The organism is Colwellia sp. KS18-150, assembly GCF_057551365.1.
Map to the genome: position 1 here is coordinate 271761 of NZ_BAAJMC010000001.1, position 20528 is coordinate 292288.

Below are 20528 nucleotides of genomic sequence, written 5' to 3' on the forward strand. Positions count from 1 at the left end.
TAATGAAAATAAGCGCTTGCTCAATTAACAAAATTAGGTATAATACGCGACCACATTCAGGTAACTGAGTGTGCGAAAGCCTAAAATTAATTGTTTTGGCTTTTTTACAGCAACGCTAATTTTGCGTTGAATGTTTATTTTGTAATACACCCCCTTCCGGTACATAAGGAAGCAGAGGGATGTATTTTTTTGTTCTTTTAAAAGGGGATTTGATAAATGTCAAATCAAAGAATTCGCATTCGTTTGAAAGCGTTCGATCATCGTTTGAAAGCGTTCGATCATCGTTTGATTGATCAATCTACAGCAGAAATCGTTGATACTGCAAAGCGTACTGGCGCACAGGTTCGTGGTCCTATTCCACTTCCTACTCGCAAAGAACGTTTCACTATCTTGATTTCTCCACACGTTAACAAAGATGCGCGTGACCAGTACGAAATTCGTACTCACAAACGCATGATTGATATCGTTGAACCAACTGAAAAGACTGTAGACGCTCTAATGCGTTTAGATCTTGCAGCTGGTGTTGATGTTCAAATCAGCTTGGGCTAAGAGGAGTTTTAACAATGACTATAGGTCTAGTTGGACGTAAAGTAGGCATGACACGTATCTTCACTGAAGATGGCGTATCAACACCTGTTACCGTTCTAGAAGTTGAAGCGAACCGTGTTGCTCAGGTTAAAACTGTAGACAACGATGGTTATTCAGCGCTTCAAGTTACTACGGGCAAGCGTAAAGCAAGCCGTGTAACAAAACCAGCAGCTGGTCATTTCGCTAAAGCAGGCGTTGAAGCAGGTCGTGGCCTGTGGGAATTCCGCTTAAACGAAAATGAAGGCAGCGACATTGAAGCGGGCAGTGAAATCACTGTTGAGCTTTTCAATGACACTAAATTAGTAGACGTAACTGGTACCTCTAAAGGTAAAGGTTTCCAAGGTGGTATCAAGCGCTGGAATTTCAGCATGCAAGATGCAACGCATGGTAACTCGATTTCTCACCGCTCTAACGGTTCGTTAGGTCAGTGTCAAACACCAGGTCGCGTTTTCAAAGGCAAAAAAATGTCTGGTCACATGGGTGCTGTGCGCGTTACTACACAAAACCTTGAATTGGTTCGCGTTGATGCTGAACGTAACTTGCTACTTGTTAAAGGTGCAGTTCCGGGCGCAATCAATGGCAACGTAATCATCAAACCAGCTGTTAAAGCTTAGTCCAGGAGATTTTGTGATGGAATTATCATTAAAAGACGCATCAGGTGCTCTTGAAGTTTCTGAAGCAACTTTTGGACGTGAGTTTAATGAAGCTTTAGTACACCAAGTAGTAGTTGCTTATGCAGCTGGTGCTCGTCAAGGTACTCGTGCTCAGAAAACTCGCTCAGAAGTTAGCGGCGGTGGCAAGAAGCCATGGCGTCAAAAAGGTACTGGCCGTGCACGTGCTGGTACTACTCGTGGTCCAATTTGGCGTTCAGGTGGCGTAACATTCGCTGCTAAACCTCAAGATCACAGCCAAAAAGTTAACCGTAAAATGTATCGTGGTGCTATCGCTAGCATCCTATCTGAATTAGTTCGTCAAGAACGTTTAGTAGTAGTTAACGATTTCGCGGTAGAAACACCTAAAACTAAAGACTTAGTTGCTAAGTTGAAAGGTTTAGAACTTAAAGACGTATTGATTGTAACTAAAGAAGTTGACGAGAACTTGTTCTTATCAGCACGCAACTTATATAAAGTTGACGCAGTAGATGTACAAGCAATCGACCCTGTAAGTTTAGTTGGTTTCGAAAAAGTTTTAATTACTGCTGATGCAGTTAAAGAAATTGAGGGGATACTAGCATGATAAACGAAGAACGTTTGTTAAAAGTGCTTTTGGCACCAAATATTTCTGAAAAAGCAACTGTAGCTGCTGAAGCAAACAACACTGTTGTTTTCAAAGTAACTACTGATGCAACTAAAGCTGAAATCAAAGCGGCAGTTGAGAAGCTTTTTGAAGTTTCTGTTGTTGGTGTTAATACACTTAATGTTAAGGGTAAAACAAAACGTACAGGTGCTCGTTTTGGTCGTCGTAACGACTGGAAAAAAGCCTACGTTACTCTTGCAGAAGGTTCTGACATCGATTTCGTTGGCGCAGAGCAATAGGAGATAGAAAATGGCTATAGTAAAATGTAAACCTACTTCTCCGGGTCGTCGTCACCTAGTTAAAGTGGTAAACAAAGAGCTTCATAAAGGTAAGCCTTATGCACCACTATTAGACACTAAGTCTAAGTCTGGTGGTCGTAACAATAATGGTCGTATTACTGTTCGTCATATTGGCGGTGGTCATAAGCATCATTATCGTATCGTTGACTTTAAACGTAACAAAGATGGCATTCCAGCCAAAGTTGAGCGTTTAGAATACGATCCAAACCGCAGTGCTAACATCGCTTTAGTATTATACGCAGATGGCGAACGTCGTTACATCCTAGCCCCTAAAGGCTTAACAGCTGGTGATACAATCCAGTCTGGTGTAGACGCTCCAATCAAAGCGGGTAATACCATGCCACTTCGCAATGCTCCATTAGGTAGTGTTGTTCACGCAATCGAACTTAAACCAGGTAAGGGCGCGCAAATTGCTCGTGCTGCTGGTACTTACGCACAATTAGTTGCGAAAGATGGTGCTTACGTTACTTTACGTCTTCGCTCTGGCGAAATGCGTAAAATCGAAGCAGATTGTCGTGCTACTTTAGGTGAAATCGGCAATGCTGAACACATGCTTCGCTCTCTGGGTAAAGCTGGTGCTTCACGCTGGCGCGGTGTTCGCCCAACTGTTCGTGGTGTTGCCATGAACCCAGTTGACCATCCACACGGTGGTGGTGAAGGTAAAACATCTGGCGGTCGTCACCCGGTATCACCTTGGGGTGTACCAACTAAGGGTTACAAGACTCGTAAGAATAAGCGTACTGATAAATTTATCGTGCGTCGTCGTACTAAGTAATTAGTGCATTAAACTAAATACTCTCAATTATCGGCATTAGGTCGGTAATTAGAGTAATGATAATTAAGGAATCACCATGCCACGTTCCCTCAAGAAAGGTCCTTTTATTGACCTACACTTGTTGACGAAGGTAGAGAAAGCGGTGGAAAGCGGGAATAAAAAGCCAATTAAAACTTGGTCCCGTCGTTCAATGATCATCCCTACGATGATCGGATTGACCATAGCTGTCCATAATGGCCGTCAACACGTTCCTGTATTTGTAACCGAAGAAATGATCGGTCACAAATTAGGAGAATTTGCACCAACTCGTACTTATCGCGGTCATGTCGCTGATAAGAAAGCTAAGAAGTAAGGGGAAGTTAAATGGAAGCAATTGCTATACATAAATTTGCCCGCGGTTCTGCTCAAAAAGCACGTTTAGTTGCGGATCAAATCCGTGGCGTACACGTTGAGAAAGCACTTGAAATTTTAACTTACAGCAACAAATCAGCTGCTGATTTAGTTAAAAAAGTACTTAACTCAGCGATTGCTAATGCAGAGCACAACGAAGGTGCAGACATTGATGAATTATTCGTTAAAACCATTATGGTTGACGATGGTCCAACAATGAAACGTATTATGCCACGTGCGAAAGGTCGTGCCGATCGCATCATAAAGCGCACAAGTCACATCACTGTGATTGTGTCTGATAACTAGGAGTATATTAGTATGGGTCAAAAAGTTAATCCTACCGGTATTCGCTTAGGTATCACAAAACCTTATGCGTCTACTTGGTTTGCAAGCAGCGCTGATTTTGCTAACAACTTAGATGGCGATCATAAAGTTCGTGAATATCTAACTGAAAAGCTTAAGCGTGCATCATTATCTAAAGTAGTTATTGAACGTCCAGCTAAATCTATCCGCGTAACAATTCACACGGCTCGTCCAGGTGTTGTTATCGGTAAGAAAGGCGAAGATGTTGAGAAGTTACGTTTAGCGGTTTCTAAAATTGCTGGTGTTCCTGCTCAAATCAACATTGCTGAAGTACGTAAGCCAGAAATGGATGCGCAGCTTGTTGCTGACAGTATTGCTAGTCAATTAGAACGTCGTGTTATGTTCCGTCGCGCTATGAAGCGTGCCGTACAAAACGCAATGCGTTTAGGCGCCAAAGGCATCAAAGTACAAGTTAGTGGTCGTTTAGGCGGCGCTGATATTGCACGTGCAGAATGGTATCGTGAAGGTCGTGTACCTCTACATACATTACGTGCTGATATCGACTACGCAATTGCGCGTGGTGACACTACTTACGGTGTTATTGGTATTAAAGTTTGGATCTTTAAAGGCGAAATCATTGGTAAAATGCCATTGCAAGCAGAGCAACCAGCTGCTAAGCCTAAAAGAAAAAACAACCGCAAAAACAGTAAGTAAGAGGAATAAGTAATGTTACAACCAAAACGTACTAAATTCCGCAAGCAGATGAAACTGCGCAACCGTGGCTTATCGCACACAGGTAGCTCAGTAAGCTTCGGTACTTACGGTTTAAAATCGGTTGAGCGTGGTCGTATGACTGCTCGCCAAATTGAAGCCGCACGTCGAGCTATGACTCGTCACGTTAAGCGTCAAGGTAAAATCTGGATTCGCGTATTCCCTGATAAGCCAATTACCAAAAAGCCTCTTGAGGTTCGTATGGGTAAAGGTAAAGGTTCAGTAGAATATTGGGTTTGCCAAATTCTTCCTGGTCGTGTTCTTTATGAAATGGAAGGTGTTTCAGAAGAATTAGCACGCGAAGCTTTTGCTTTAGCAGCTGCTAAACTTCCTTTCAAAACAACCTTCGTAACTAGGACGGTAATGTAATGAAAGCTAGCGAACTTAAAGCAAAAAGCATTGAAGAGCTTAACGCTGAATTACTAGAGCTTCTACGCGAGCAGTTTAACTACCGCATGCAAGCAAGCACTGGTCAATTAGCACAAACTCACTTGCTAAGAACTGTACGTCGCAACATTGCACGTGTTAAGACTATCATCACTGAAAAGGCAGGTAAGTAATGAGCGAAGCCAAAATCCGCACACTACAAGGCGTTGTTATCAGTAACAAAATGGATAAGTCTATTGTTGTAATGATCGAACGTCGCGTTAAGCACCCTATATACGGTAAATTCATTACGCGTTCAACTAAGTTGAAAGCACATGATGAAGCTAACGTATGTAACGAAGGTGATGTAGTAACTATCACTGAATGTGCACCAATTTCTAAGTCTAAAAACTGGAAATTAGTAGACGTTCTAGTTAAAGCTTAATTAGTATTTATACTTAATTTAACTTTTTCAAAGTGACCGTTAAAAACCCTTATCATTAATTTGGTAAGGGTTTTTTTATTGTGTATTATTTAAATTATTGACTAACTAATGCCGTTAGCAAAAGTCATTTTTCATTGGCTGGAGCGTTAGACACTTAAATAAAACTCTATAACTTTACAGAGCTAATTTTAGGGTAGGAGACTTAGCAGGGAGGGTTTTAAGATTAATTGATTCTTGTATTAGCTTGCCTTCTTTAAAGCGATTAATCTCGGCTGTCGTAATATTAAGCTTTTGGCAAATTCTGTAAAACACCTGATAGTCCTTTTCACTCAGACCTTCATCGTCTCGACACATGAAACCATCTATGTGCGCGGTATCCCCATAGAAATTTAAATTAGCAATAGCGCTATAGGGTTCACCGTAATTATCTACTTTGATGGCACGGATAGATTTTATTTCAAAAATCCAATCATTCATTTTCATAATACGCAGTGGAATATCACTCATAAATAACCTTTAAAAAGGCCGACTGATAAAATGTGTTGGGAGCAGCCGGCAAAAAATAGCAAAGAGAAAACGGAATATTCAGTAAAAATATCCCGTTTTAATTTGTAAAGTGAAAGGTAAGGTGTTTATTTAACTTTATTGATATATGTAGATAGTTCATCTTGGCTGATACTGGCGTCACCATTAATATCAACATTTGCGAAATCATTATGTAAAAGCTCATTCCCTTTTGTTTCTGAGATACTCAGCAAGCCATCTTTATCTGTATCAAGTGCAGCGAATGAAATTTGTTCACTAGGTAGTGACGTAATGGATGGAGCTATATCTGGAGTGTTATTTTCTGCGCTTACGTAAGTTGACGCTAAAGTTGTTATATATACAGCTAAAGTAACTTTGATTAAACTAATATTCTTCATGTTATATTCCTAGAGTTGGTAGTTGTAGTGTTCAACATGAGATAGCACAACTTGCGCCAACTTTCTAAGTTATTGTTTTTAGGTTGGTTGATGGGGTTGTTGTTAATATTTATTGGTTTGATTGTCAGCAAATAGAGACAGTTATAATTATTTAAATATTTTTCTTTAAATTTAACCGCTGTTAATTATTTATAATGTATTGATAAATTGGGAATAATTCTATTCAGTGTAGGTTTATATCTGTGTCTCTATTTAGCGACAGTATTGTGCTTTAACTAGAATTGAATTAAAAATGCGATAATGACCTAATTTAAAGCTGGAAGCTTAAAGCAATTGCATTCAACAAAAGCACATAAACTGTCTGGGCTACTAAATAAAATCAGTAGCCGAACTTTATCAATTAAAAAGTTAACTTTATTAGGATTTACGTTAGCCGTTGTACCTCTAGTGTTTGCACTTATCTACAGTGCGGTGAAAGTGAGTCAAATATCTAAGCAAGCAAGCCAAACAATATTCTCAGTTGTAAATCTAACAACAATAACGAGTGAGTTAATTGAAAGTCAGTTAAAACTTGAGCGGTTTGCTAGTCAATATATCATCCTTAACGATGAAGAACTCAAAGAAAGTTATTTGAGTCTTGAACGTCAGGTACTTGTACTTATTGATTCTGAAATATCTGTATATCAAGATGAAAAACTGACCAGACTAGCAAATGAATTAAAAAGGGTTATTAATGTAATTCATCTTCAATTCGATAAAGAGGCTACTACCAATGACAGGTTAAGACTTATTGAAAATGACTTTATTATTGTAAGTAAAATCAGTCAGAGTATTGATCAACGAGGTCGGGAGTTAATCAAAGAACAAGCGGTTAAGATTAACTTAATGACACAGCAAGTCAGTAATACAATTTTACTTAGCTTGTTAATCATTCCAATTACGTTACTTATTGCAGGTATATTTGTTTATCTAATTACAACTCCGTTAAAACTATTAATATCAAAGATTGAAAATTTAGAACGAGGAGAATTTGATAATCAGATAAAGTTGAATGGAACGATAGAAGTAAGAGAAATTGCCAATGCTCTTGAGATGATGCGTCTTCGTTTACAAGCATTAGAATTACAAAAATCGAGTTTTATACGACATATATCACATGAATTGAAAACACCTCTCGCTGCTATGCGAGAAGGAACAGAGCTGCTTTATGATAATAGTGTTGGAGAGCTTAATGATGCCCAACAAGAAGTGTGTGAAATAATTAAAACCAGTGTCAGTCGATTACAGCTTTTAATTGAAGAGTTATTAAATTTTAATATTGTATTAGACTCCACTAGTTTACAAGATAGAGAAGCGATATTTATACACGCATTGGTTGAAGAGGTTATTAGTGATCATATATTAGATATTAAAAAGAAAAACCTTCAAATAATACCCAGTTTGGGAAAAATCACTGTTTATTCTAATTACAAACAATTGAAGGTCATACTTGATAATATTATCTCTAATGCAATTAAGTACTCTAAAGAAAAAGGTAGAATATCTATTGACTGTTTACTTAAAAACGAACAATTGCAATTATCAATAGAAGATAATGGGGTAGGCATAAATGAAAATATTCAAGGTAACGTATTTGATGCTTTTTATCAGGGGCCTGAGCCCAAAAGTGATCATATTAAAAGCAGTGGGCTTGGGCTTACGATAGTGAAGGAGTTGATAATGCGTTTAAATGGTGACATTCAATTAATTAGTCAAACTAAAGAAGTCTCGGGCACCAAAATACAAATAACGTTACCAAAAGCTGAACGATTAGTAGATACAGCATGAGTTTATTTGAAACTAACTTTACCCGTAAAGGGGATAACGAATTTAAAAGAAAATTTAAACAATGGAGCGTATATCTATTGATGGCTTCAATGTTGTTTGCTTGTCAATCTATACCTGAGTCTACTTCTCAAAATAATGAAGTTAGTGATTATTATTTATGGCTAACAACACTTAACAATGTCGAGCTTACACAGGAAATAAATAGCATAAAAAATAAAGGTGTAATAGCGAATAATAAAGTAAATATACAATTAGTTGTACTATATAGCTTACCTAACTCACTGATATACAACCCTTATACAGCTAAAGCTAAATTAAATCTTCTGGATTTAAGCGCACCTCAAGACTCTTCTTTCAGCGAAGCAGATTTAGCTTTTATTACTATGTTAAAAGATCAGTTAAACCAACAGTTGTTGCAATTAGAGCAAATGAATAACTATAAAGGTGCGTATAAACAGAGCAAACAGACTATTAATGCACAGCAACAAACAATTTCGACATTGAATAAACAAATTGTACAGCTTAAAAATATTGAAAAAAATATCAATGAACGTGGCCAATAAACACACATGCATAATACAGAGAATGACTTAGTTAAAAAAATCTTGGTTGTTGACGATGATCCAAGTTTATTACGTTTACTAACTATAAGATTGTCAGCCCAAGGTTATAGTGTTGAATCGGCAGAAAACGCGAAAGTGGCCTTGGGAATATTAAAAAGTTTTCATCCACATATGGTTATCAGCGATTTACGCATGGAAGGGATGGATGGCATGGCATTATTTGCACAAATTAGGAAACAGTACCCTAATATGCCAGTAGTTATCATGACCGCGCATGGCACGATACCAGATGCCATTAATGCAACTAAAGAGGGGGTATTTGGTTTTCTTACCAAACCATTCGAAAGCCAAGAGTTGTTAGATACTGTAAAGAAGGCGATTAAATTACAACCAACAATCACGCGAAGTAAAACTAAAGAATCGGCGTGGCGTGCAAAAATTATCAGCAGAAGTGCAATAATGGAATCATTGTTACTTCAAAGCAAGCAAGTTGCACAAAGTGACTTTAGCCTATTAATACATAGTGAAAGTGGAACAGGAAAGGAATTACTTGCACAGGCGATACACCAAGTAAGCAGACGGAAAGATAAGCCTTTTACTGCCATTAACTGTGCTGCAATACCTGAGCAGTTATTAGAGTCAGAATTATTTGGTCATGTGAAAGGAGCCTTTACAGGAGCTGAAAAGAAACATCTAGGGTTATTTCAAGCAACGCAAGGAGGAACGCTCTTTCTTGATGAGATTGGCGATATGCCAATGAACTTTCAAGTGAAATTACTCAGAGCTATACAGGAAAAGGAAGTACGACCCATTGGTAGTACTACATCAGTAAAGGTGGATGTACGGGTTATATCTGCTACTCATAAAAACTTACAACAAGCTATTGCCGATAAAACCTTTAGGGAAGACTTATATTATCGATTGAATGTCGTTGAGTTAGAGTTACCTCCTCTATCAAAGCGTCGCGAAGATATACCTCTGTTAGCACGACATTTCCTAGATAAAGCAGCGACAAAAGCGGCAATAGAAATTAATGACTTCTCTGTTGAGGCAATGGAGCTACTAATAAGTGCACCGTGGCCTGGTAATATACGACAATTACAAAATGTTGTTGAGCAAGGTGTCGCTTTATCCACAGATTCTTTAATTAACGCCAGTTTAATAAGAAATGCAATAAAGGAAGAAGATACACAGTTACCCTCATTTCAACAGGCCAAAGAACAGTTCGAGCGAGACTATTTGGCCAATTTACTTAAGTTGACAGCAGGAAACGTTTCTCAAGCGGCAAAAATAGCGCAACGAAATAGAACTGATTTCTACAAATTATTGAAACGACATTTCCTGAATGCAGAATCCTTCAGAGAAGAAGATGTTTAACATTGCCGGTAACCTCAATTAATAGCCTATCTATTTATTAGTACATTAAACTACCACTTTCACATAAGTGGTGTTATAATCTCGCGCCCGCTAACTTTGAGTGCCCGACTATTAGTCGGTTTTTTGAGCGAATGGGTGGTCTTTTTAAGGCAGTGACGGGTCAAATTTCTGGCCTTGAATTTTAACTTACCTTTTGAAATTTTCTCATGGTTTTCATGTGGATAAAAGGTAACTAATGGAGCAAAAAATCAATGATCCAAATGCAATCACAGCTGAATGTTGCTGATAACAGTGGCGCTAAGCGTGTTCAATGTATAAAGGTTCTTGGTGGCTCGCACCGTCGCTATGCACGCATTGGTGATATCATCAAAGTTGCCGTAAAGGAAGCAAGTCCTCGCGGTAAAGTAAAAAAAGGTGATGTTCACACTGCGGTAGTGGTGCGCACTAAGAAAGGTGTTCGTCGTACAGATGGTTCTGCCATCCGTTTTGATGAAAACGCGGCTGTAATGTTAAATGCTAACTTACAACCAATTGGTACTCGTATTTTCGGGCCTGTGACACGTGAACTTCGTAATGAGAAATTTATGAAGATCGTATCATTAGCACCAGAAGTACTATAAGGAGTCACGATAATGGCATCTAAGATTCGTCGTGATGATGAAGTAATCGTACTTGCAGGTAAAGACAAGGGCAAAACTGGTAAAGTTACTAAAGTTCTTGTTGAAGACAGCAAAGTATACGTAGAAGGCGTTAACTTAATCAAAAAGCACACTAAGCCTGTACCTCAGTTACAGCAGCCTGGTGGCATCATTGAAAAAGAAGCACCTTTGCATGTTTCTAACGTAGCTATCCTTAACCCGAAATCGGGCAAGGCTGACCGCGTTGGTTTTAGAATTGAAGACGGCAAAAAAGTTCGTTTCTTCAAATCTGATAACGAATTAATTTAATTGGAGTAAACGATGGCGAAACTGCATGATTTTTACAAAGATACAGTTGTTGCTGAACTTGCTAAAGAGTTCGGTTACAAAAGTGTCATGCAAGTCCCTCGGATTGAAAAGATCACCCTTAACATGGGTGTTGGTGAAGCAATTTCTGATAAGAAAGTGTTAGAACACGCCACAAATGATCTTACTGCAATCTCAGGTCAAAAGCCGGTCACGACAGTAGCACGCAAATCAGTTGCGGGCTTCAAAATTCGTGAAGGCTATCCTATTGGTACGAAAGTAACTCTACGCGGCGAGCGTATGTGGGAATTTTTAGAGCGTTTAATCTCTATTTCAATTCCTCGTATCCGTGACTTCCGTGGCTTAAATCCTAAGTCATTCGATGGTCGTGGTAACTACAGCATGGGCGTTCGTGAGCAAATTATCTTCCCTGAAATCGATTACGATAAAATCGATAAAATTCGCGGAATGGATATCACTATTACTACTAGCGCGAAAGATAACGAAGAAGGACATGCTTTATTGTCTGCCTTCAACTTCCCGTTCAAGAAGAAGGTGTAGAGTTATGGCTAAAACGTCAATGAAAGCTCGTGAAGCTAAAAGAACCAAGTTAGTAGCACAATATGCTGAAAAGCGTGCTGCGTTAAAAGCAATCATCTCTGGTGTAGATTCTTCTGAAGAAGAACGCTGGGATGCTGTATTGAAACTTCAAAGTTTACCTCGTGATTCATCAAGTAGCCGTCAACGTAATCGTTGTAACGTTACTGGTCGTCCACATGGTTACTTACGTAAATTCGGCTTAAGCCGTATTAAGTTGCGTGAAGCAACTATGCGTGGTGAAGTTCCAGGTCTTAAGAAAGCTAGTTGGTAATTCACGGGAGTAAATGGTTATGATGACTGATCCTATCGCGGACATGTTTACACGCATCCGCAACGGTCAATCTGCAGCAAAAGTTGCAGTAACAATGCCGTCTTCAAAGTTAAAAGTTGCAATTGCTAACTTACTTAAAGAAGAAGGTTATATTTCAGATTATTCAGTAGCGGGCGATGTAAAGCCTGAGCTATCTGTAGAATTGAAATATTTTGAAGGTAAAGAAGTAATTGAAGTGATCAAGCGTGTTTCACGTCCTGGTCTTCGTATATACAAAAGCTGTGATGAACTTCCTAAAGTTCTTGCTGGCATGGGTATTGCGATTGTTTCTACTTCTAAAGGTTTGATGACGGATCGTGCCGCTCGCTCTGCGGGTATTGGCGGTGAAGTTCTTGGTTTCGTAGAGTAAGGAGAATACTATGTCTCGTGTTGCAAAAGCACCTGTCGTTATCCCTGCTGGCGTTACCGTTACGTTATCAGGTCAAGACATAAAAGTTAAAGGTCCAGTAGGTGAATTATCACGTACGATTCACAGTTTTGTAGCAATTTCTCAAGAAGAAAATGCAATCATTACTGGTGTTTCTTCAGATGATAAAAATGCCTGGGCACAAGCCGGTACTGCACGTGCTTTAATCAATAATATGGTTGAAGGTGTAAGTAAAGGTTTTGAAAAGAAATTGGTTTTACAAGGTGTTGGTTACCGTGCAAAAGCTGCAGGTAAATCTCTTGATTTATCTTTAGGTTTTTCACACCCTATCAAGCACGCTATTCCTGAAGGAATTAAATGTGAAACTCCTAGCCAAACTGAAATCACACTTACCGGTGCTGATAAGCATTTAGTTGGTCAAACCGCAGCGAACATTCGCGCTTACCGTAAACCAGAGCCTTATAAAGGTAAAGGTGTACGTTACGCTGATGAATACGTTCGTCGTAAAGAAGCTAAGAAGAAGTAGGGTAATACTATGGATAAGAAAACATCTCGTTTGCGCCGCGCTAAACGCGCTCGTGCAAAAATTAGCGAGTTGGGTGCGAATCGTTTAGTTATATTCCGTACTCCTCGTCACATTTACGCTCAACTTATTGCTCCTACGGGTTCTGAAGTAATCGCATCAGCGTCTACTTTAGACAAAGAAGTTGCAGCTAAAGTTGAAAAAACAGGTAATGTTGCAGCAGCAACTGCAGTAGGTACAGCAATTGCTGAACGTGCTGTAGCCAAAGGCATCTCTAAAGTTGCTTTTGATCGCTCTGGTTTCCTTTACCACGGTCGCGTAAAAGCGTTAGCAGAAGCAGCTCGTGAAGCTGGTCTTCAATTCTAGGGGTTGATAATGGCTAATCATAATCAAGAAAACTCACAACAAAGTGATATGGCTGAAAAGCTAATCGCCGTTAACCGCGTATCAAAAGTGGTTAAAGGTGGTCGTATTTTCAGTTTCACCGCATTAACAGTAGTTGGTGACGGAAATGGTCGTGTTGGTTTTGGTTACGGTAAAGCACGTGAAGTGCCTGCTGCAATCCAAAAAGCAATGGAAAAAGCACGTCGTAACATAGTAACTGTTGACTTGAAGGGTACTACTCTTCAACATGCCATTAAAGGCCGTCATTCAGGTTCTAAAGTTTACATGCAACCAGCCTCTGAAGGTACAGGTATCATCGCCGGTGGCGCGATGCGTGCAGTACTTGAAGTTGCAGGCGTTCAGAACGTATTGTCAAAAGCATACGGTTCTACTAACCCAATCAACGTAGTTCGCGCTACTGTTTCTGCCCTAGCGAATATGCATTCGCCAGAAGGCATGGCAGCTAAACGTGGTCTTAGCGTTGATGAAATACTGGGATAATTCAGCATGTCTAAAACAGTTAAAGTAACACAAGTTAAAAGTTCTATTGGTCGTTTACCGAAACATAGAGCTACATTGAAAGGCCTTGGCTTACGTCGTATCAATCATACAGTTGAGTTAGAAGACACTCCATCTGTACGTGGTATGATTAACAAGGTTTATTACATGGTTAAGGTGGAGGATTAATAATGCATTTAAATACTTTATCCCCTGCACCGGGATCTCACAAAGCTAAGAAGCGCTGTGGTCGTGGTATTGGTTCAGGCATCGGAAAAACTGGTGGTCGTGGTCACAAAGGTCAGAAGTCACGTTCTGGTGGTAGTGTACGTCCTGGTTTTGAAGGTGGTCAAATGCCATTGAAACAACGTTTACCTAAATTTGGTTTTACTTCACGTAAATCTTTAGTTCGCGCTGAAGTACGTTTACATGAATTAAACCTTATCAAAGGTGATGTTGTTGATATTCACGCGTTAAAAGATGCTGGTCTAATCAGCCGTAACATTGAAACAGCAAAAATCATGCTGTCTGGCGAAATTACTCGCAAGATCACTGTTCGCGGTTTAGGCGTAACTAAAGGTGCTCGTGCAGCTATTGAAGCTGCCGGTGGTAACATCGAGGAATAATACAGATTATGGCTACACCAGGAATGGATAATAAGGGCGCAGGCGGTTTGTCTGAGCTTAAACAAAGATTATGGTTTGTATTCGTTGCCTTAGTTGTGCTTCGTTTAGGATCATTTGTACCAATCCCTGGTATTGACGCCGCTGTATTAGCTCAGTTCTTTGAACAACAAAAGGGCACCATTGTAGAAATGTTTAACATGTTCTCCGGTGGTGCACTTGAGCGAGCCTCGGTATTGGCATTAGGTATTATGCCGTACATCTCAGCTTCAATTATTATGCAACTGTTAACTGTGGTAAGTCCTAAGTTTGCAGAGCTTAAGAAAGAAGGTGAAGCTGGACGACGTAAAATCAGTCAATACACACGCTACGGCACATTAGTTCTAGCAACAGTACAATCGATAGCGATTGCCAGAAGTTTACCGGATATGATGCAAGGCTTAGTTATAAATGCTGGCTTTGGTTTCTATTTCACGGCAGTAGTGAGTTTGGTTACTGGTACCATGTTTTTAATGTGGTTAGGTGAGCAAATTACTGAACGTGGTATTGGTAATGGTATATCTATAATTATCTTCGCGGGTATTGTTGCTGGCATGCCATCAGCAGTTGGTCAAACAGCTGAGATGGCGCGTCAAGGTGAATTGCACTTATTAGTATTATTGCTAATTGGCGTTGTGGTATTTGCAGTAACTTTCTTAGTAGTCTTTGTGGAACGTGGTCAACGACGTATTGTTGTTAACTATGCTAAGCGCCAACAAGGCCGTAAGGTTTTTGCTGCGCAAAGCACACATTTGCCACTGAAAGTGAATATGGCGGGTGTTATCCCACCAATCTTTGCCTCTAGCCTTATCTTGTTCCCTGGCACGCTTGCGAGCTGGTTTGGACAAGGTGAAGGGCCAATGGCTGATTTCTTACAAGGTGTTTCTCAGGCGATGTCGCCAGGGCAACCTTTGTATGTATTGATGCTTGCAGCAGCAATTATATTTTTCTGTTTCTTTTACACGGCGCTTGTTTTCAATCCGCGTGAAACAGCAGATAACTTGAAAAAGTCAGGTGCGTTCATTCCAGGGATTCGTCCGGGTGAACAAACATCCAAATATATAGATAAAGTAATGACGCGTTTAACCTTAGCTGGTGCGATGTATATTACCTTTGTCTGTTTGGTTCCACAGTTTATGATCATGGCATGGGACGTTCAGTTCTATTTCGGCGGTACATCATTATTGATTATCGTGGTTGTGATTATGGACTTTATGGCACAAGTACAAACGCATATGATGTCTCATCAATATGACAATGTACTTAAAAAAGCGAACTTAAAAGGCGGCGGTCGTTAGACCGAGCCCAAAGAGTTAACGGAGTATAAAATGAAAGTACGTGCATCCGTAAAAAAGATTTGTCGTAATTGTAAAGTGGTTAAGCGTAAAGGCGTTATTCGCGTTCTTTGCTCAGAGCCAAAGCACAAACAAAGACAAGGTTAATTTTAAGCGTCAAGCTTGAAAATAACCCAAATCTTTTTGAACTGGCATTATGCAGATTTTTCTGTATAATGCCGCTTCGATTTGCGAAAAAAGAGAATGGTTGGGTATCCTAACGGGCTTTCCAACCAAAGTAATTTTAAATAACTATAGGAGATGTGTTAGTGGCCCGTATCGCTGGCATTAACATCCCTGATCGTAAGCATGCAGTAATCGCCATTACTGCGATTTACGGTATTGGAGCTACACGTGCGAAAGCAATCTGTGCAGCAACCGGTATCGCAGAATCAACGAAGATCAGTGAATTAGACGAAGCAAAAATTGATTTGCTTCGCGCTGAAGTGGACAAATTTACCGTAGAAGGTGATTTGCGCCGTGAAGTTTCAATGAACATTAAACGTCTTATGGATTTAGGTTGTTTCCGTGGCATTCGTCACCGTCGCAGTCTTCCTCTACGTGGTCAACGCACTAAAACAAATGCGCGTACCCGTAAAGGTCCTCGTAAGCCAATTAAGAAGTAAGAGGAACTAGACAATGGCTAAAACACCAGTTCGTTCGCGTAAACGCGTAAAAAAACAAGTTGCTGATGGCATGGCTCATATCCATGCTTCTTTCAACAACACAATCGTGACTCTTACAGACCGTCAAGGTAATGCTTTATCTTGGGCGACTGCAGGTGGTTCAGGTTTCCGTGGTTCACGTAAATCTACCCCTTTTGCTGCGCAAGTAGCTGCAGACCGCGCAGGCGCTACTGCAAAAGAGTTTGGCTTGAAGAATATTGAAGTGTTCGTTAAAGGTCCAGGTCCAGGTCGTGAATCTGCTATCCGTGCCTTAAATGCTGCTGGTTTTAAAATCACCAACATTACTGACGTTACACCTATTCCTCATAATGGTTGTCGTCCTCCTAAGAAACGTCGCGTTTAATCGCTTTTTTTAGGATAGTTGGAGAAAGAAAATGGCTAGATATTTAGGTCCTAAGTTAAAGCTTAGTCGTCGCGAAGGTACAGATTTGTTCCTTAAAAGCGGTGTAAGAGCAATTGACACTAAATGTAAAATCGAAACAATACCAGGTCAACACGGCGCCCGTCGCGGTCGTTTGTCAGACTACGGTGTTCAACTTCGTGAAAAACAAAAAGTTCGTCGTATTTATGGCGTACTAGAAAAACAATTCAGTAATTACTACAAAGAAGCGGCACGTTTAAAAGGTAATACAGGTGAGAACTTGTTACAACTTTTAGAAACTCGTTTGGATAACGTAGTTTACCGTATGGGTTATGCCAGCACTCGTGCTGAAGCTCGTCAATTAGTTAGCCATAAGGCTATCGTGGTAAATGGCGGTGTAGTTAATATTCCATCTTTCACTGTTAAAGCTGAAGATGTGGTTTCTGTTCGTGAAAAGTCTAAAACTCAAGCACGTATTGTTGCTGCATTAGAGTTAGCCGACCAACGTGAAAAACCACTTTGGGTTGAAGTAGATAACAAAAAACTTGAAGGTACGTTCAAGCGTATTCCTGATAGAGCTGATTTATCTGCCGAAATTAATGAACAGTTGATTGTTGAACTTTACTCTAAGTAGTAAAGTTGCACTTTAAGAGAGGACATATATGCAGGGTTCTGTAACCGAATTCCTTAGACCACGAATGGTTGGTATTGAAAACGTTAGCCCTCGTCGCGCTAAGGTAACTTTAGAGCCATTAGAGCGTGGTTTTGGTCACACTTTAGGTAATGCTTTACGTCGCATCCTTTTATCTTCAATGCCAGGTTGTGCTGTAACTGAAGTAGAAATTGATGGCGTATTACACGAGTACAGTAGTAAAGAAGGTGTTCAAGAGGACATCATCGAAATATTGCTAAACCTTAAAGGGCTTGCAGTTAATTTAGAAGGTAAAAATGAAGCCGTTCTAACATTAACTAAGTCAGGTGAAGGCCCTGTAACGGCAGCTGATATCCAACATGATGGTGATGTAGAAATTGCAAACCCAGATCATGTAATCTGTACTTTAACAGGTGAAGGTTCTATCAGTATGCGCATTAAAATTGAAATGGGTCGTGGTTACGTACCTGCTTCAGCGCGCCGTGATGCCGAGGAAGAAGATCGTGCTATTGGTCGTTTGTTAGTTGATGCTTCATTCAGCCCAGTAGTAAGAATTGCTTATGATGTTGACTCTGCACGTGTTGAACAACGTACAGATTTAGACAAATTAGTTTTAGATATGGAAACCAATGGTACATTGGATCCGGAAGAAGCTATCCGTCGCGCTTCAACTATTTTAGCTGAACAGCTAGATGCGTTTGTTGAGTTACGTGATATTAAAGAAGTTGAACAAGTGGAAGAAAAACCATTGTTTGACCCAATCTTGCTTCGTCCTGTTGATGATCTAGAGCTAACTGTCCGTTCAGCTAACTGTTTAAAAGCAGAAGCAATTCAATATATTGGTGATTTAGTACAACGTGCTGAAGTTGAGCTTCTTAAAACGCCTAATTTAGGTAAGAAGTCATTAACTGAAATCAAAGACGTGTTAGCGTCTCGTGGTTTGTCTCTAGGTATGCGCCTAGAAAACTGGCCACCTGAAAGCATCGTTGACAACGACTAGTTCGATCATCGTTTTTTTAATAGTTTTTTAAGAAGGATTAACACATGCGTCATCGTCAAAGTGGTCGCCAGTTAAACCGTAATAGCAGTCATCGCCAAGCGATGTTCCGCAATATGGCAAGCTCTTTAGTTAAGCACGGCGTTATCAAAACGACTGTAGCTAAAGCTAAAGAACTACGTCGCGTTGTAGAGCCTTTGATTACATTGGCTAAAACCGACAGTGTTGCAAATCGTCGTTTAGCATTTGCTCGTACACAAGATAAAGAAGTAGTAGGTATTTTATTCAGCGAACTTGGTGAACGTTACCAAGAACGCCCAGGTGGTTACACTCGCATTTTAAAATGTGGTTTCCGTACTGGTGATAAAGCTCCTATGGCTTATGTTGAATTAGTAGACCGTCCAGCAGTTGAAGAAGCTGTTGAAGAAGTTGAAGAGTCAGCAGAAGCTTAAGCGATAGCTTAACTTACTTAAAAACCCAGCCTTGGCTGGGTTTTTTGTTTTTTGTGGAATAAACCTTAGCTTGTTTATAATTAACGAAAACAAGTCTATAGCTGTACTTGATCTTCGGCTTAATTCCCCGTATAAAATAGCTATCATTTCCTTATACTGATTTATAATAATTGGTATTCCTAGTCAGAGTTAGTTGCCATGTCTTCTCGAAACCCTATTATTGCTATTACTGGTTCATCTGGTGCAGGGACTTCCACTACTACAGCGGCCTTTGAACACATCTTTCGTTCATTAGGAATAACATCGGTTAATGTTGAAGGGGATAGTTTCCATCGTTTTTCAAGACAAGAGATGGATGTTGAGAAACGTAAGGCTAAAGAGACACATACAAATATTAGTTATTTTGGTGATTTGGCAAATGATTTTGGTGCCTTAGAAAAGTTATTTAGTAATTACGGTGAAACAGGAAAAGGTATGATGCGACGTTATCTTCATACTTTTGATGAAGCTGTTCCTTATAACCAAATGCCTGGTACATTTACACCATGGGAAGAATTGGGTGAAGGTACAGATCTATTATATTATGAAGGTTTACATGGTGGTGTAGTCACCGAAGATAATGATGTCGCTAAACATGTTGATTTATTGATAGGTATGGTTCCAATTGTTAATTTGGAGTGGATACAAAAGATAATCCGCGATACTAACAAAAGGGGTCATAGTAGAGAAGCTGTAACGGCGAGCATAGTGCGCAGTATGGAAGACTATATATCTTTTATCACACCACAGTTTTCGCGAACTCACATCAACTTCCAGAGAGTTCCAACCGTTGATACCTCCAACCCGTTTAGCGCAAAAGCGATACCCAGTTTAGATGAGAGCTTTGTGGTTATTCGCTTTCGTGAAGTTAAAAATGTAGATTTCCAATATTATTTGCGCATGATTGACGGCTCGTTCATGTCGCGAGTTAGCACGTTAGTAGTGCCGGGTGGTAAAATGGGCTTAGCTATGGAGCTTATTTTAACACCGTTAATTCGAGATTTGATTGAGCGCAAAACGCAGGCTAATAAACAATTAGATTGGATGAGTGACCTGTAATATGTTGATCTCTTAACCATATTATTTATGAGTGCTATGCCCACTTATTTGCTAGTAAGCATACTTACTTATATTAAGATAGCTTATCTATAGAATGTTTATTTCAAGGCCTCTGAAAGCTTATATAGAACTTCTTAAGGCAATAGTACGACCATACTACTCGTTAATACTAATAATCTTTTAAAATAGCTTCTGAGCTATCACTAAGATATTTCACTATTGATAATAGAAAAGTCGTGACTAATACTTACTTTGCCGTTTAGCATCAACGCCACCGAGCAATATTTATCTGCAGACAAGGCAACTGCGCGCTCAACATGTTTCTCTTTAATATTTTTGCCCGTGATAACAAAATGTAAGTGTATATCTGAAAAAAGTTTAGGAACTGTTTCGACACGCGTACCGCTAATTTCAACTTTACAGTGACTTATTTCTTGACGAGCTTTTTGGAGAATACCCACTACATCAACCGATGAACAACCGCCTAATGACATTAGAATATTTTCTAGAGGGCTAGGTGCCAAGTTACCGCCATTAGCATCTAATACCAGTGTATGGCCACTTTCTGAAGTACCTAGAAATAACTCTTCTCCTACCCATTCTACTTGTGCTTTCATTATGTTAACTCGTGAGAAATTTAAAGGAATATAGTAGCTAAAATACAATTGCATCACTAGAGGGCAGTAGAATAAATATTGTTGATACTTGTCAATAAG

At 39.7% G+C, this 20528-nt stretch carries 35 protein-coding genes; 32 read left to right on the top strand and 3 right to left on the bottom strand.

Going from position 1 to position 20528, the window contains the following annotated elements:
- The first annotated feature begins 216 nt into the window (after window positions 1–216).
- From rpsJ to rpsQ, 11 genes are all read left to right on the top strand, one after another.
- Entirely contained in the window at window positions 217–549 is a 333-nt protein-coding gene (gene rpsJ / locus AC27IF_RS01255) for a 30S ribosomal protein S10 (protein WP_487051390.1), read from the top strand.
- A gap of 14 nt (window positions 550–563) precedes the next feature.
- Entirely contained in the window at window positions 564–1202 is a 639-nt protein-coding gene (rplC, locus tag AC27IF_RS01260; RefSeq protein ID WP_487051392.1) for a 50S ribosomal protein L3, read from the top strand.
- 16 nt (window positions 1203–1218) lie between these two features.
- Window positions 1219–1824 carry a 50S ribosomal protein L4 gene (gene rplD, locus AC27IF_RS01265; RefSeq protein ID WP_487051394.1) on the top strand — a complete coding sequence of 202 codons (606 nt, stop codon included), beginning with the start codon at window positions 1219–1221 and terminating at the stop codon, window positions 1822–1824.
- Window positions 1821–2123 carry a 50S ribosomal protein L23 gene (gene rplW / locus AC27IF_RS01270; RefSeq protein ID WP_487051396.1) on the top strand — a complete coding sequence of 101 codons (303 nt, stop codon included), beginning with the start codon at window positions 1821–1823 and terminating at the stop codon, window positions 2121–2123. Before rplD ends, rplW begins: the two co-directional genes overlap by 4 nt.
- A gap of 10 nt (window positions 2124–2133) precedes the next feature.
- Window positions 2134–2958 (top strand): 50S ribosomal protein L2, encoded by an 825-nt coding sequence (gene rplB, locus AC27IF_RS01275; RefSeq protein ID WP_487051398.1) that lies wholly within the window; start codon window positions 2134–2136, stop codon window positions 2956–2958.
- Window positions 2959–3034: 76 nt separating this feature from the next.
- On the top strand, window positions 3035–3310 hold the full coding sequence (gene rpsS / locus AC27IF_RS01280) for a 30S ribosomal protein S19 (RefSeq protein ID WP_011041718.1): 276 nt from the start codon (window positions 3035–3037) through the stop codon (window positions 3308–3310).
- Between the two features lie 11 nt (window positions 3311–3321).
- Complete coding sequence (gene rplV / locus AC27IF_RS01285; protein ID WP_487051400.1) at window positions 3322–3654, top strand: 50S ribosomal protein L22; 333 nt, start codon at window positions 3322–3324, stop codon at window positions 3652–3654.
- Between the two features lie 12 nt (window positions 3655–3666).
- Window positions 3667–4365, top strand: a complete 699-nt coding sequence (gene rpsC, locus AC27IF_RS01290) for a 30S ribosomal protein S3 (RefSeq protein WP_487051402.1) — start codon at window positions 3667–3669, stop codon at window positions 4363–4365.
- Between the two features lie 12 nt (window positions 4366–4377).
- The gene (gene rplP, locus AC27IF_RS01295; RefSeq protein WP_118958500.1) at window positions 4378–4791 is read left to right on the top strand and encodes a 50S ribosomal protein L16; all 414 of its coding nucleotides are present in this window, start codon (window positions 4378–4380) and stop codon (window positions 4789–4791) included.
- Window positions 4791–4982, top strand: a complete 192-nt coding sequence (gene rpmC, locus AC27IF_RS01300; RefSeq protein WP_159821672.1) for a 50S ribosomal protein L29 — start codon at window positions 4791–4793, stop codon at window positions 4980–4982. The genes rplP and rpmC overlap by 1 nt, the downstream gene beginning before the upstream one ends.
- Window positions 4982–5233, top strand: a complete 252-nt coding sequence (gene rpsQ, locus AC27IF_RS01305) for a 30S ribosomal protein S17 (RefSeq protein WP_487051405.1) — start codon at window positions 4982–4984, stop codon at window positions 5231–5233. The genes rpmC and rpsQ overlap by 1 nt, the downstream gene beginning before the upstream one ends.
- Window positions 5234–5407: 174 nt before the next feature.
- Here rpsQ and AC27IF_RS01310 read toward each other — a convergent pair whose 3' ends face one another.
- Together AC27IF_RS01310 and AC27IF_RS01315 are read right to left on the bottom strand one after the other, a co-directional pair.
- Window positions 5408–5740, bottom strand: coding sequence for a hypothetical protein (locus AC27IF_RS01310; RefSeq protein WP_487051407.1), 333 nt, complete (start codon window positions 5738–5740; stop codon window positions 5408–5410).
- A gap of 125 nt (window positions 5741–5865) precedes the next feature.
- Window positions 5866–6156: an EF-hand domain-containing protein gene (locus AC27IF_RS01315; RefSeq protein WP_487051409.1), complete on the bottom strand. Its 291-nt coding sequence runs from the start codon at window positions 6154–6156 to the stop codon at window positions 5866–5868.
- 333 nt (window positions 6157–6489) lie between these two features.
- On the opposite strand from AC27IF_RS01315, the gene AC27IF_RS01320 reads away from it, so the two are divergent.
- The 21 genes from AC27IF_RS01320 (at window position 6490) to AC27IF_RS01420 (ending at window position 19812) form a co-directional block, all read left to right on the top strand.
- Entirely contained in the window at window positions 6490–7983 is a 1494-nt protein-coding gene (locus AC27IF_RS01320; protein ID WP_487051411.1) for a HAMP domain-containing sensor histidine kinase, read from the top strand.
- Entirely contained in the window at window positions 7980–8546 is a 567-nt protein-coding gene (locus AC27IF_RS01325; RefSeq protein WP_487051413.1) for a hypothetical protein, read from the top strand. Before AC27IF_RS01320 ends, AC27IF_RS01325 begins: the two co-directional genes overlap by 4 nt.
- A 6-nt stretch (window positions 8547–8552) precedes the next feature.
- A complete protein-coding gene (locus AC27IF_RS01330) occupies window positions 8553–9923 on the top strand; it encodes a sigma 54-interacting transcriptional regulator (RefSeq protein WP_487051415.1) in 1371 nt (456 codons plus the stop codon).
- 251 nt (window positions 9924–10174) lie between these two features.
- Window positions 10175–10543, top strand: coding sequence for a 50S ribosomal protein L14 (gene rplN, locus AC27IF_RS01335; RefSeq protein ID WP_011041461.1), 369 nt, complete (start codon window positions 10175–10177; stop codon window positions 10541–10543).
- 12 nt (window positions 10544–10555) lie between these two features.
- Window positions 10556–10870, top strand: coding sequence for a 50S ribosomal protein L24 (gene rplX, locus AC27IF_RS01340; protein ID WP_487051418.1), 315 nt, complete (start codon window positions 10556–10558; stop codon window positions 10868–10870).
- 12 nt (window positions 10871–10882) lie between these two features.
- On the top strand, window positions 10883–11428 hold the full coding sequence (gene rplE, locus AC27IF_RS01345) for a 50S ribosomal protein L5 (protein ID WP_487051420.1): 546 nt from the start codon (window positions 10883–10885) through the stop codon (window positions 11426–11428).
- Between the two features lie 4 nt (window positions 11429–11432).
- Window positions 11433–11738: a 30S ribosomal protein S14 gene (rpsN, locus tag AC27IF_RS01350; protein WP_487051422.1), complete on the top strand. Its 306-nt coding sequence runs from the start codon at window positions 11433–11435 to the stop codon at window positions 11736–11738.
- 19 nt (window positions 11739–11757) lie between these two features.
- Window positions 11758–12147 (top strand): 30S ribosomal protein S8, encoded by a 390-nt coding sequence (gene rpsH, locus AC27IF_RS01355; protein WP_487051424.1) that lies wholly within the window; start codon window positions 11758–11760, stop codon window positions 12145–12147.
- A 10-nt stretch (window positions 12148–12157) separates the two neighbouring features.
- On the top strand, window positions 12158–12691 hold the full coding sequence (rplF, locus tag AC27IF_RS01360) for a 50S ribosomal protein L6 (protein ID WP_487051426.1): 534 nt from the start codon (window positions 12158–12160) through the stop codon (window positions 12689–12691).
- A gap of 9 nt (window positions 12692–12700) precedes the next feature.
- Window positions 12701–13054, top strand: a complete 354-nt coding sequence (gene rplR / locus AC27IF_RS01365) for a 50S ribosomal protein L18 (RefSeq protein WP_487051428.1) — start codon at window positions 12701–12703, stop codon at window positions 13052–13054.
- Window positions 13055–13063: 9 nt separating this feature from the next.
- Entirely contained in the window at window positions 13064–13573 is a 510-nt protein-coding gene (rpsE, locus tag AC27IF_RS01370) for a 30S ribosomal protein S5 (protein WP_487051430.1), read from the top strand.
- Between the two features lie 6 nt (window positions 13574–13579).
- Window positions 13580–13759 (top strand): 50S ribosomal protein L30, encoded by a 180-nt coding sequence (rpmD, locus tag AC27IF_RS01375; protein WP_353537953.1) that lies wholly within the window; start codon window positions 13580–13582, stop codon window positions 13757–13759.
- Window positions 13760–13761: 2 nt separating this feature from the next.
- Window positions 13762–14196: a 50S ribosomal protein L15 gene (gene rplO, locus AC27IF_RS01380; RefSeq protein WP_487051433.1), complete on the top strand. Its 435-nt coding sequence runs from the start codon at window positions 13762–13764 to the stop codon at window positions 14194–14196.
- Window positions 14197–14204: 8 nt separating this feature from the next.
- Window positions 14205–15530, top strand: coding sequence for a preprotein translocase subunit SecY (gene secY / locus AC27IF_RS01385; protein ID WP_487051435.1), 1326 nt, complete (start codon window positions 14205–14207; stop codon window positions 15528–15530).
- A gap of 30 nt (window positions 15531–15560) precedes the next feature.
- Complete coding sequence (gene rpmJ / locus AC27IF_RS01390) at window positions 15561–15674, top strand: 50S ribosomal protein L36 (RefSeq protein WP_130603190.1); 114 nt, start codon at window positions 15561–15563, stop codon at window positions 15672–15674.
- A gap of 161 nt (window positions 15675–15835) precedes the next feature.
- Window positions 15836–16192 carry a 30S ribosomal protein S13 gene (rpsM, locus tag AC27IF_RS01395; protein ID WP_138622977.1) on the top strand — a complete coding sequence of 119 codons (357 nt, stop codon included), beginning with the start codon at window positions 15836–15838 and terminating at the stop codon, window positions 16190–16192.
- Window positions 16193–16205: 13 nt separating this feature from the next.
- Complete coding sequence (gene rpsK, locus AC27IF_RS01400; protein WP_114325558.1) at window positions 16206–16595, top strand: 30S ribosomal protein S11; 390 nt, start codon at window positions 16206–16208, stop codon at window positions 16593–16595.
- A gap of 31 nt (window positions 16596–16626) precedes the next feature.
- Window positions 16627–17247, top strand: coding sequence for a 30S ribosomal protein S4 (gene rpsD / locus AC27IF_RS01405; RefSeq protein ID WP_487051438.1), 621 nt, complete (start codon window positions 16627–16629; stop codon window positions 17245–17247).
- Between the two features lie 28 nt (window positions 17248–17275).
- Window positions 17276–18265: a DNA-directed RNA polymerase subunit alpha gene (locus AC27IF_RS01410; RefSeq protein ID WP_487051440.1), complete on the top strand. Its 990-nt coding sequence runs from the start codon at window positions 17276–17278 to the stop codon at window positions 18263–18265.
- Window positions 18266–18309: 44 nt separating this feature from the next.
- A complete protein-coding gene (gene rplQ, locus AC27IF_RS01415) occupies window positions 18310–18714 on the top strand; it encodes a 50S ribosomal protein L17 (protein WP_487051442.1) in 405 nt (134 codons plus the stop codon).
- Between the two features lie 198 nt (window positions 18715–18912).
- A complete protein-coding gene (locus AC27IF_RS01420; RefSeq protein WP_487051444.1) occupies window positions 18913–19812 on the top strand; it encodes a phosphoribulokinase in 900 nt (299 codons plus the stop codon).
- Between the two features lie 203 nt (window positions 19813–20015).
- Here the strand turns inward: AC27IF_RS01420 and AC27IF_RS01425 are convergent, their stop codons facing one another.
- A complete protein-coding gene (locus AC27IF_RS01425; protein ID WP_487051446.1) occupies window positions 20016–20429 on the bottom strand; it encodes an OsmC family protein in 414 nt (137 codons plus the stop codon).
- Between the last annotated feature and the right edge of the window lie 99 nt (window positions 20430–20528).

Excerpts from the sequence above, each read along its gene's own strand:
- rpsQ (WP_487051405.1), top strand. The coding sequence starts at position 4,982 with ATGAGCGAAGCCAAAATCCGCACACTACAAGGCGTTGTTATCAGTAAC.
- rplV (WP_487051400.1), top strand. The coding sequence starts at position 3,322 with ATGGAAGCAATTGCTATACATAAATTTGCCCGCGGTTCTGCTCAAAAA.
- secY (WP_487051435.1), top strand. The coding sequence starts at position 14,205 with ATGGCTACACCAGGAATGGATAATAAGGGCGCAGGCGGTTTGTCTGAG.
- rplW (WP_487051396.1), top strand. The coding sequence starts at position 1,821 with ATGATAAACGAAGAACGTTTGTTAAAAGTGCTTTTGGCACCAAATATT.
- rpsK (WP_114325558.1), top strand. The coding sequence starts at position 16,206 with ATGGCTAAAACACCAGTTCGTTCGCGTAAACGCGTAAAAAAACAAGTT.
- rpmJ (WP_130603190.1), top strand. The coding sequence starts at position 15,561 with ATGAAAGTACGTGCATCCGTAAAAAAGATTTGTCGTAATTGTAAAGTG.
- AC27IF_RS01425 (WP_487051446.1), bottom strand. The coding sequence starts at position 20,429 with ATGAAAGCACAAGTAGAATGGGTAGGAGAAGAGTTATTTCTAGGTACT.
- rplX (WP_487051418.1), top strand. The coding sequence starts at position 10,556 with ATGGCATCTAAGATTCGTCGTGATGATGAAGTAATCGTACTTGCAGGT.
- rpsJ (WP_487051390.1), top strand. The coding sequence starts at position 217 with ATGTCAAATCAAAGAATTCGCATTCGTTTGAAAGCGTTCGATCATCGT.
- AC27IF_RS01410 (WP_487051440.1), top strand. The coding sequence starts at position 17,276 with ATGCAGGGTTCTGTAACCGAATTCCTTAGACCACGAATGGTTGGTATT.
- AC27IF_RS01315 (WP_487051409.1), bottom strand. The coding sequence starts at position 6,156 with ATGAAGAATATTAGTTTAATCAAAGTTACTTTAGCTGTATATATAACA.
- rpsD (WP_487051438.1), top strand. The coding sequence starts at position 16,627 with ATGGCTAGATATTTAGGTCCTAAGTTAAAGCTTAGTCGTCGCGAAGGT.
- rplQ (WP_487051442.1), top strand. The coding sequence starts at position 18,310 with ATGCGTCATCGTCAAAGTGGTCGCCAGTTAAACCGTAATAGCAGTCAT.
- AC27IF_RS01420 (WP_487051444.1), top strand. The coding sequence starts at position 18,913 with ATGTCTTCTCGAAACCCTATTATTGCTATTACTGGTTCATCTGGTGCA.
- rplD (WP_487051394.1), top strand. The coding sequence starts at position 1,219 with ATGGAATTATCATTAAAAGACGCATCAGGTGCTCTTGAAGTTTCTGAA.
- rplC (WP_487051392.1), top strand. The coding sequence starts at position 564 with ATGACTATAGGTCTAGTTGGACGTAAAGTAGGCATGACACGTATCTTC.
- rpsC (WP_487051402.1), top strand. The coding sequence starts at position 3,667 with ATGGGTCAAAAAGTTAATCCTACCGGTATTCGCTTAGGTATCACAAAA.
- AC27IF_RS01330 (WP_487051415.1), top strand. The coding sequence starts at position 8,553 with ATGCATAATACAGAGAATGACTTAGTTAAAAAAATCTTGGTTGTTGAC.
- rpsE (WP_487051430.1), top strand. The coding sequence starts at position 13,064 with ATGGCTAATCATAATCAAGAAAACTCACAACAAAGTGATATGGCTGAA.
- AC27IF_RS01310 (WP_487051407.1), bottom strand. The coding sequence starts at position 5,740 with ATGAGTGATATTCCACTGCGTATTATGAAAATGAATGATTGGATTTTT.
- rplE (WP_487051420.1), top strand. The coding sequence starts at position 10,883 with ATGGCGAAACTGCATGATTTTTACAAAGATACAGTTGTTGCTGAACTT.
- rpsS (WP_011041718.1), top strand. The coding sequence starts at position 3,035 with ATGCCACGTTCCCTCAAGAAAGGTCCTTTTATTGACCTACACTTGTTG.
- rplF (WP_487051426.1), top strand. The coding sequence starts at position 12,158 with ATGTCTCGTGTTGCAAAAGCACCTGTCGTTATCCCTGCTGGCGTTACC.
- rplN (WP_011041461.1), top strand. The coding sequence starts at position 10,175 with ATGATCCAAATGCAATCACAGCTGAATGTTGCTGATAACAGTGGCGCT.
- rpmC (WP_159821672.1), top strand. The coding sequence starts at position 4,791 with ATGAAAGCTAGCGAACTTAAAGCAAAAAGCATTGAAGAGCTTAACGCT.
- rplB (WP_487051398.1), top strand. The coding sequence starts at position 2,134 with ATGGCTATAGTAAAATGTAAACCTACTTCTCCGGGTCGTCGTCACCTA.
- rplP (WP_118958500.1), top strand. The coding sequence starts at position 4,378 with ATGTTACAACCAAAACGTACTAAATTCCGCAAGCAGATGAAACTGCGC.
- rplR (WP_487051428.1), top strand. The coding sequence starts at position 12,701 with ATGGATAAGAAAACATCTCGTTTGCGCCGCGCTAAACGCGCTCGTGCA.
- rpsN (WP_487051422.1), top strand. The coding sequence starts at position 11,433 with ATGGCTAAAACGTCAATGAAAGCTCGTGAAGCTAAAAGAACCAAGTTA.
- rplO (WP_487051433.1), top strand. The coding sequence starts at position 13,762 with ATGCATTTAAATACTTTATCCCCTGCACCGGGATCTCACAAAGCTAAG.
- rpsH (WP_487051424.1), top strand. The coding sequence starts at position 11,758 with ATGATGACTGATCCTATCGCGGACATGTTTACACGCATCCGCAACGGT.
- AC27IF_RS01325 (WP_487051413.1), top strand. The coding sequence starts at position 7,980 with ATGAGTTTATTTGAAACTAACTTTACCCGTAAAGGGGATAACGAATTT.
- rpmD (WP_353537953.1), top strand. The coding sequence starts at position 13,580 with ATGTCTAAAACAGTTAAAGTAACACAAGTTAAAAGTTCTATTGGTCGT.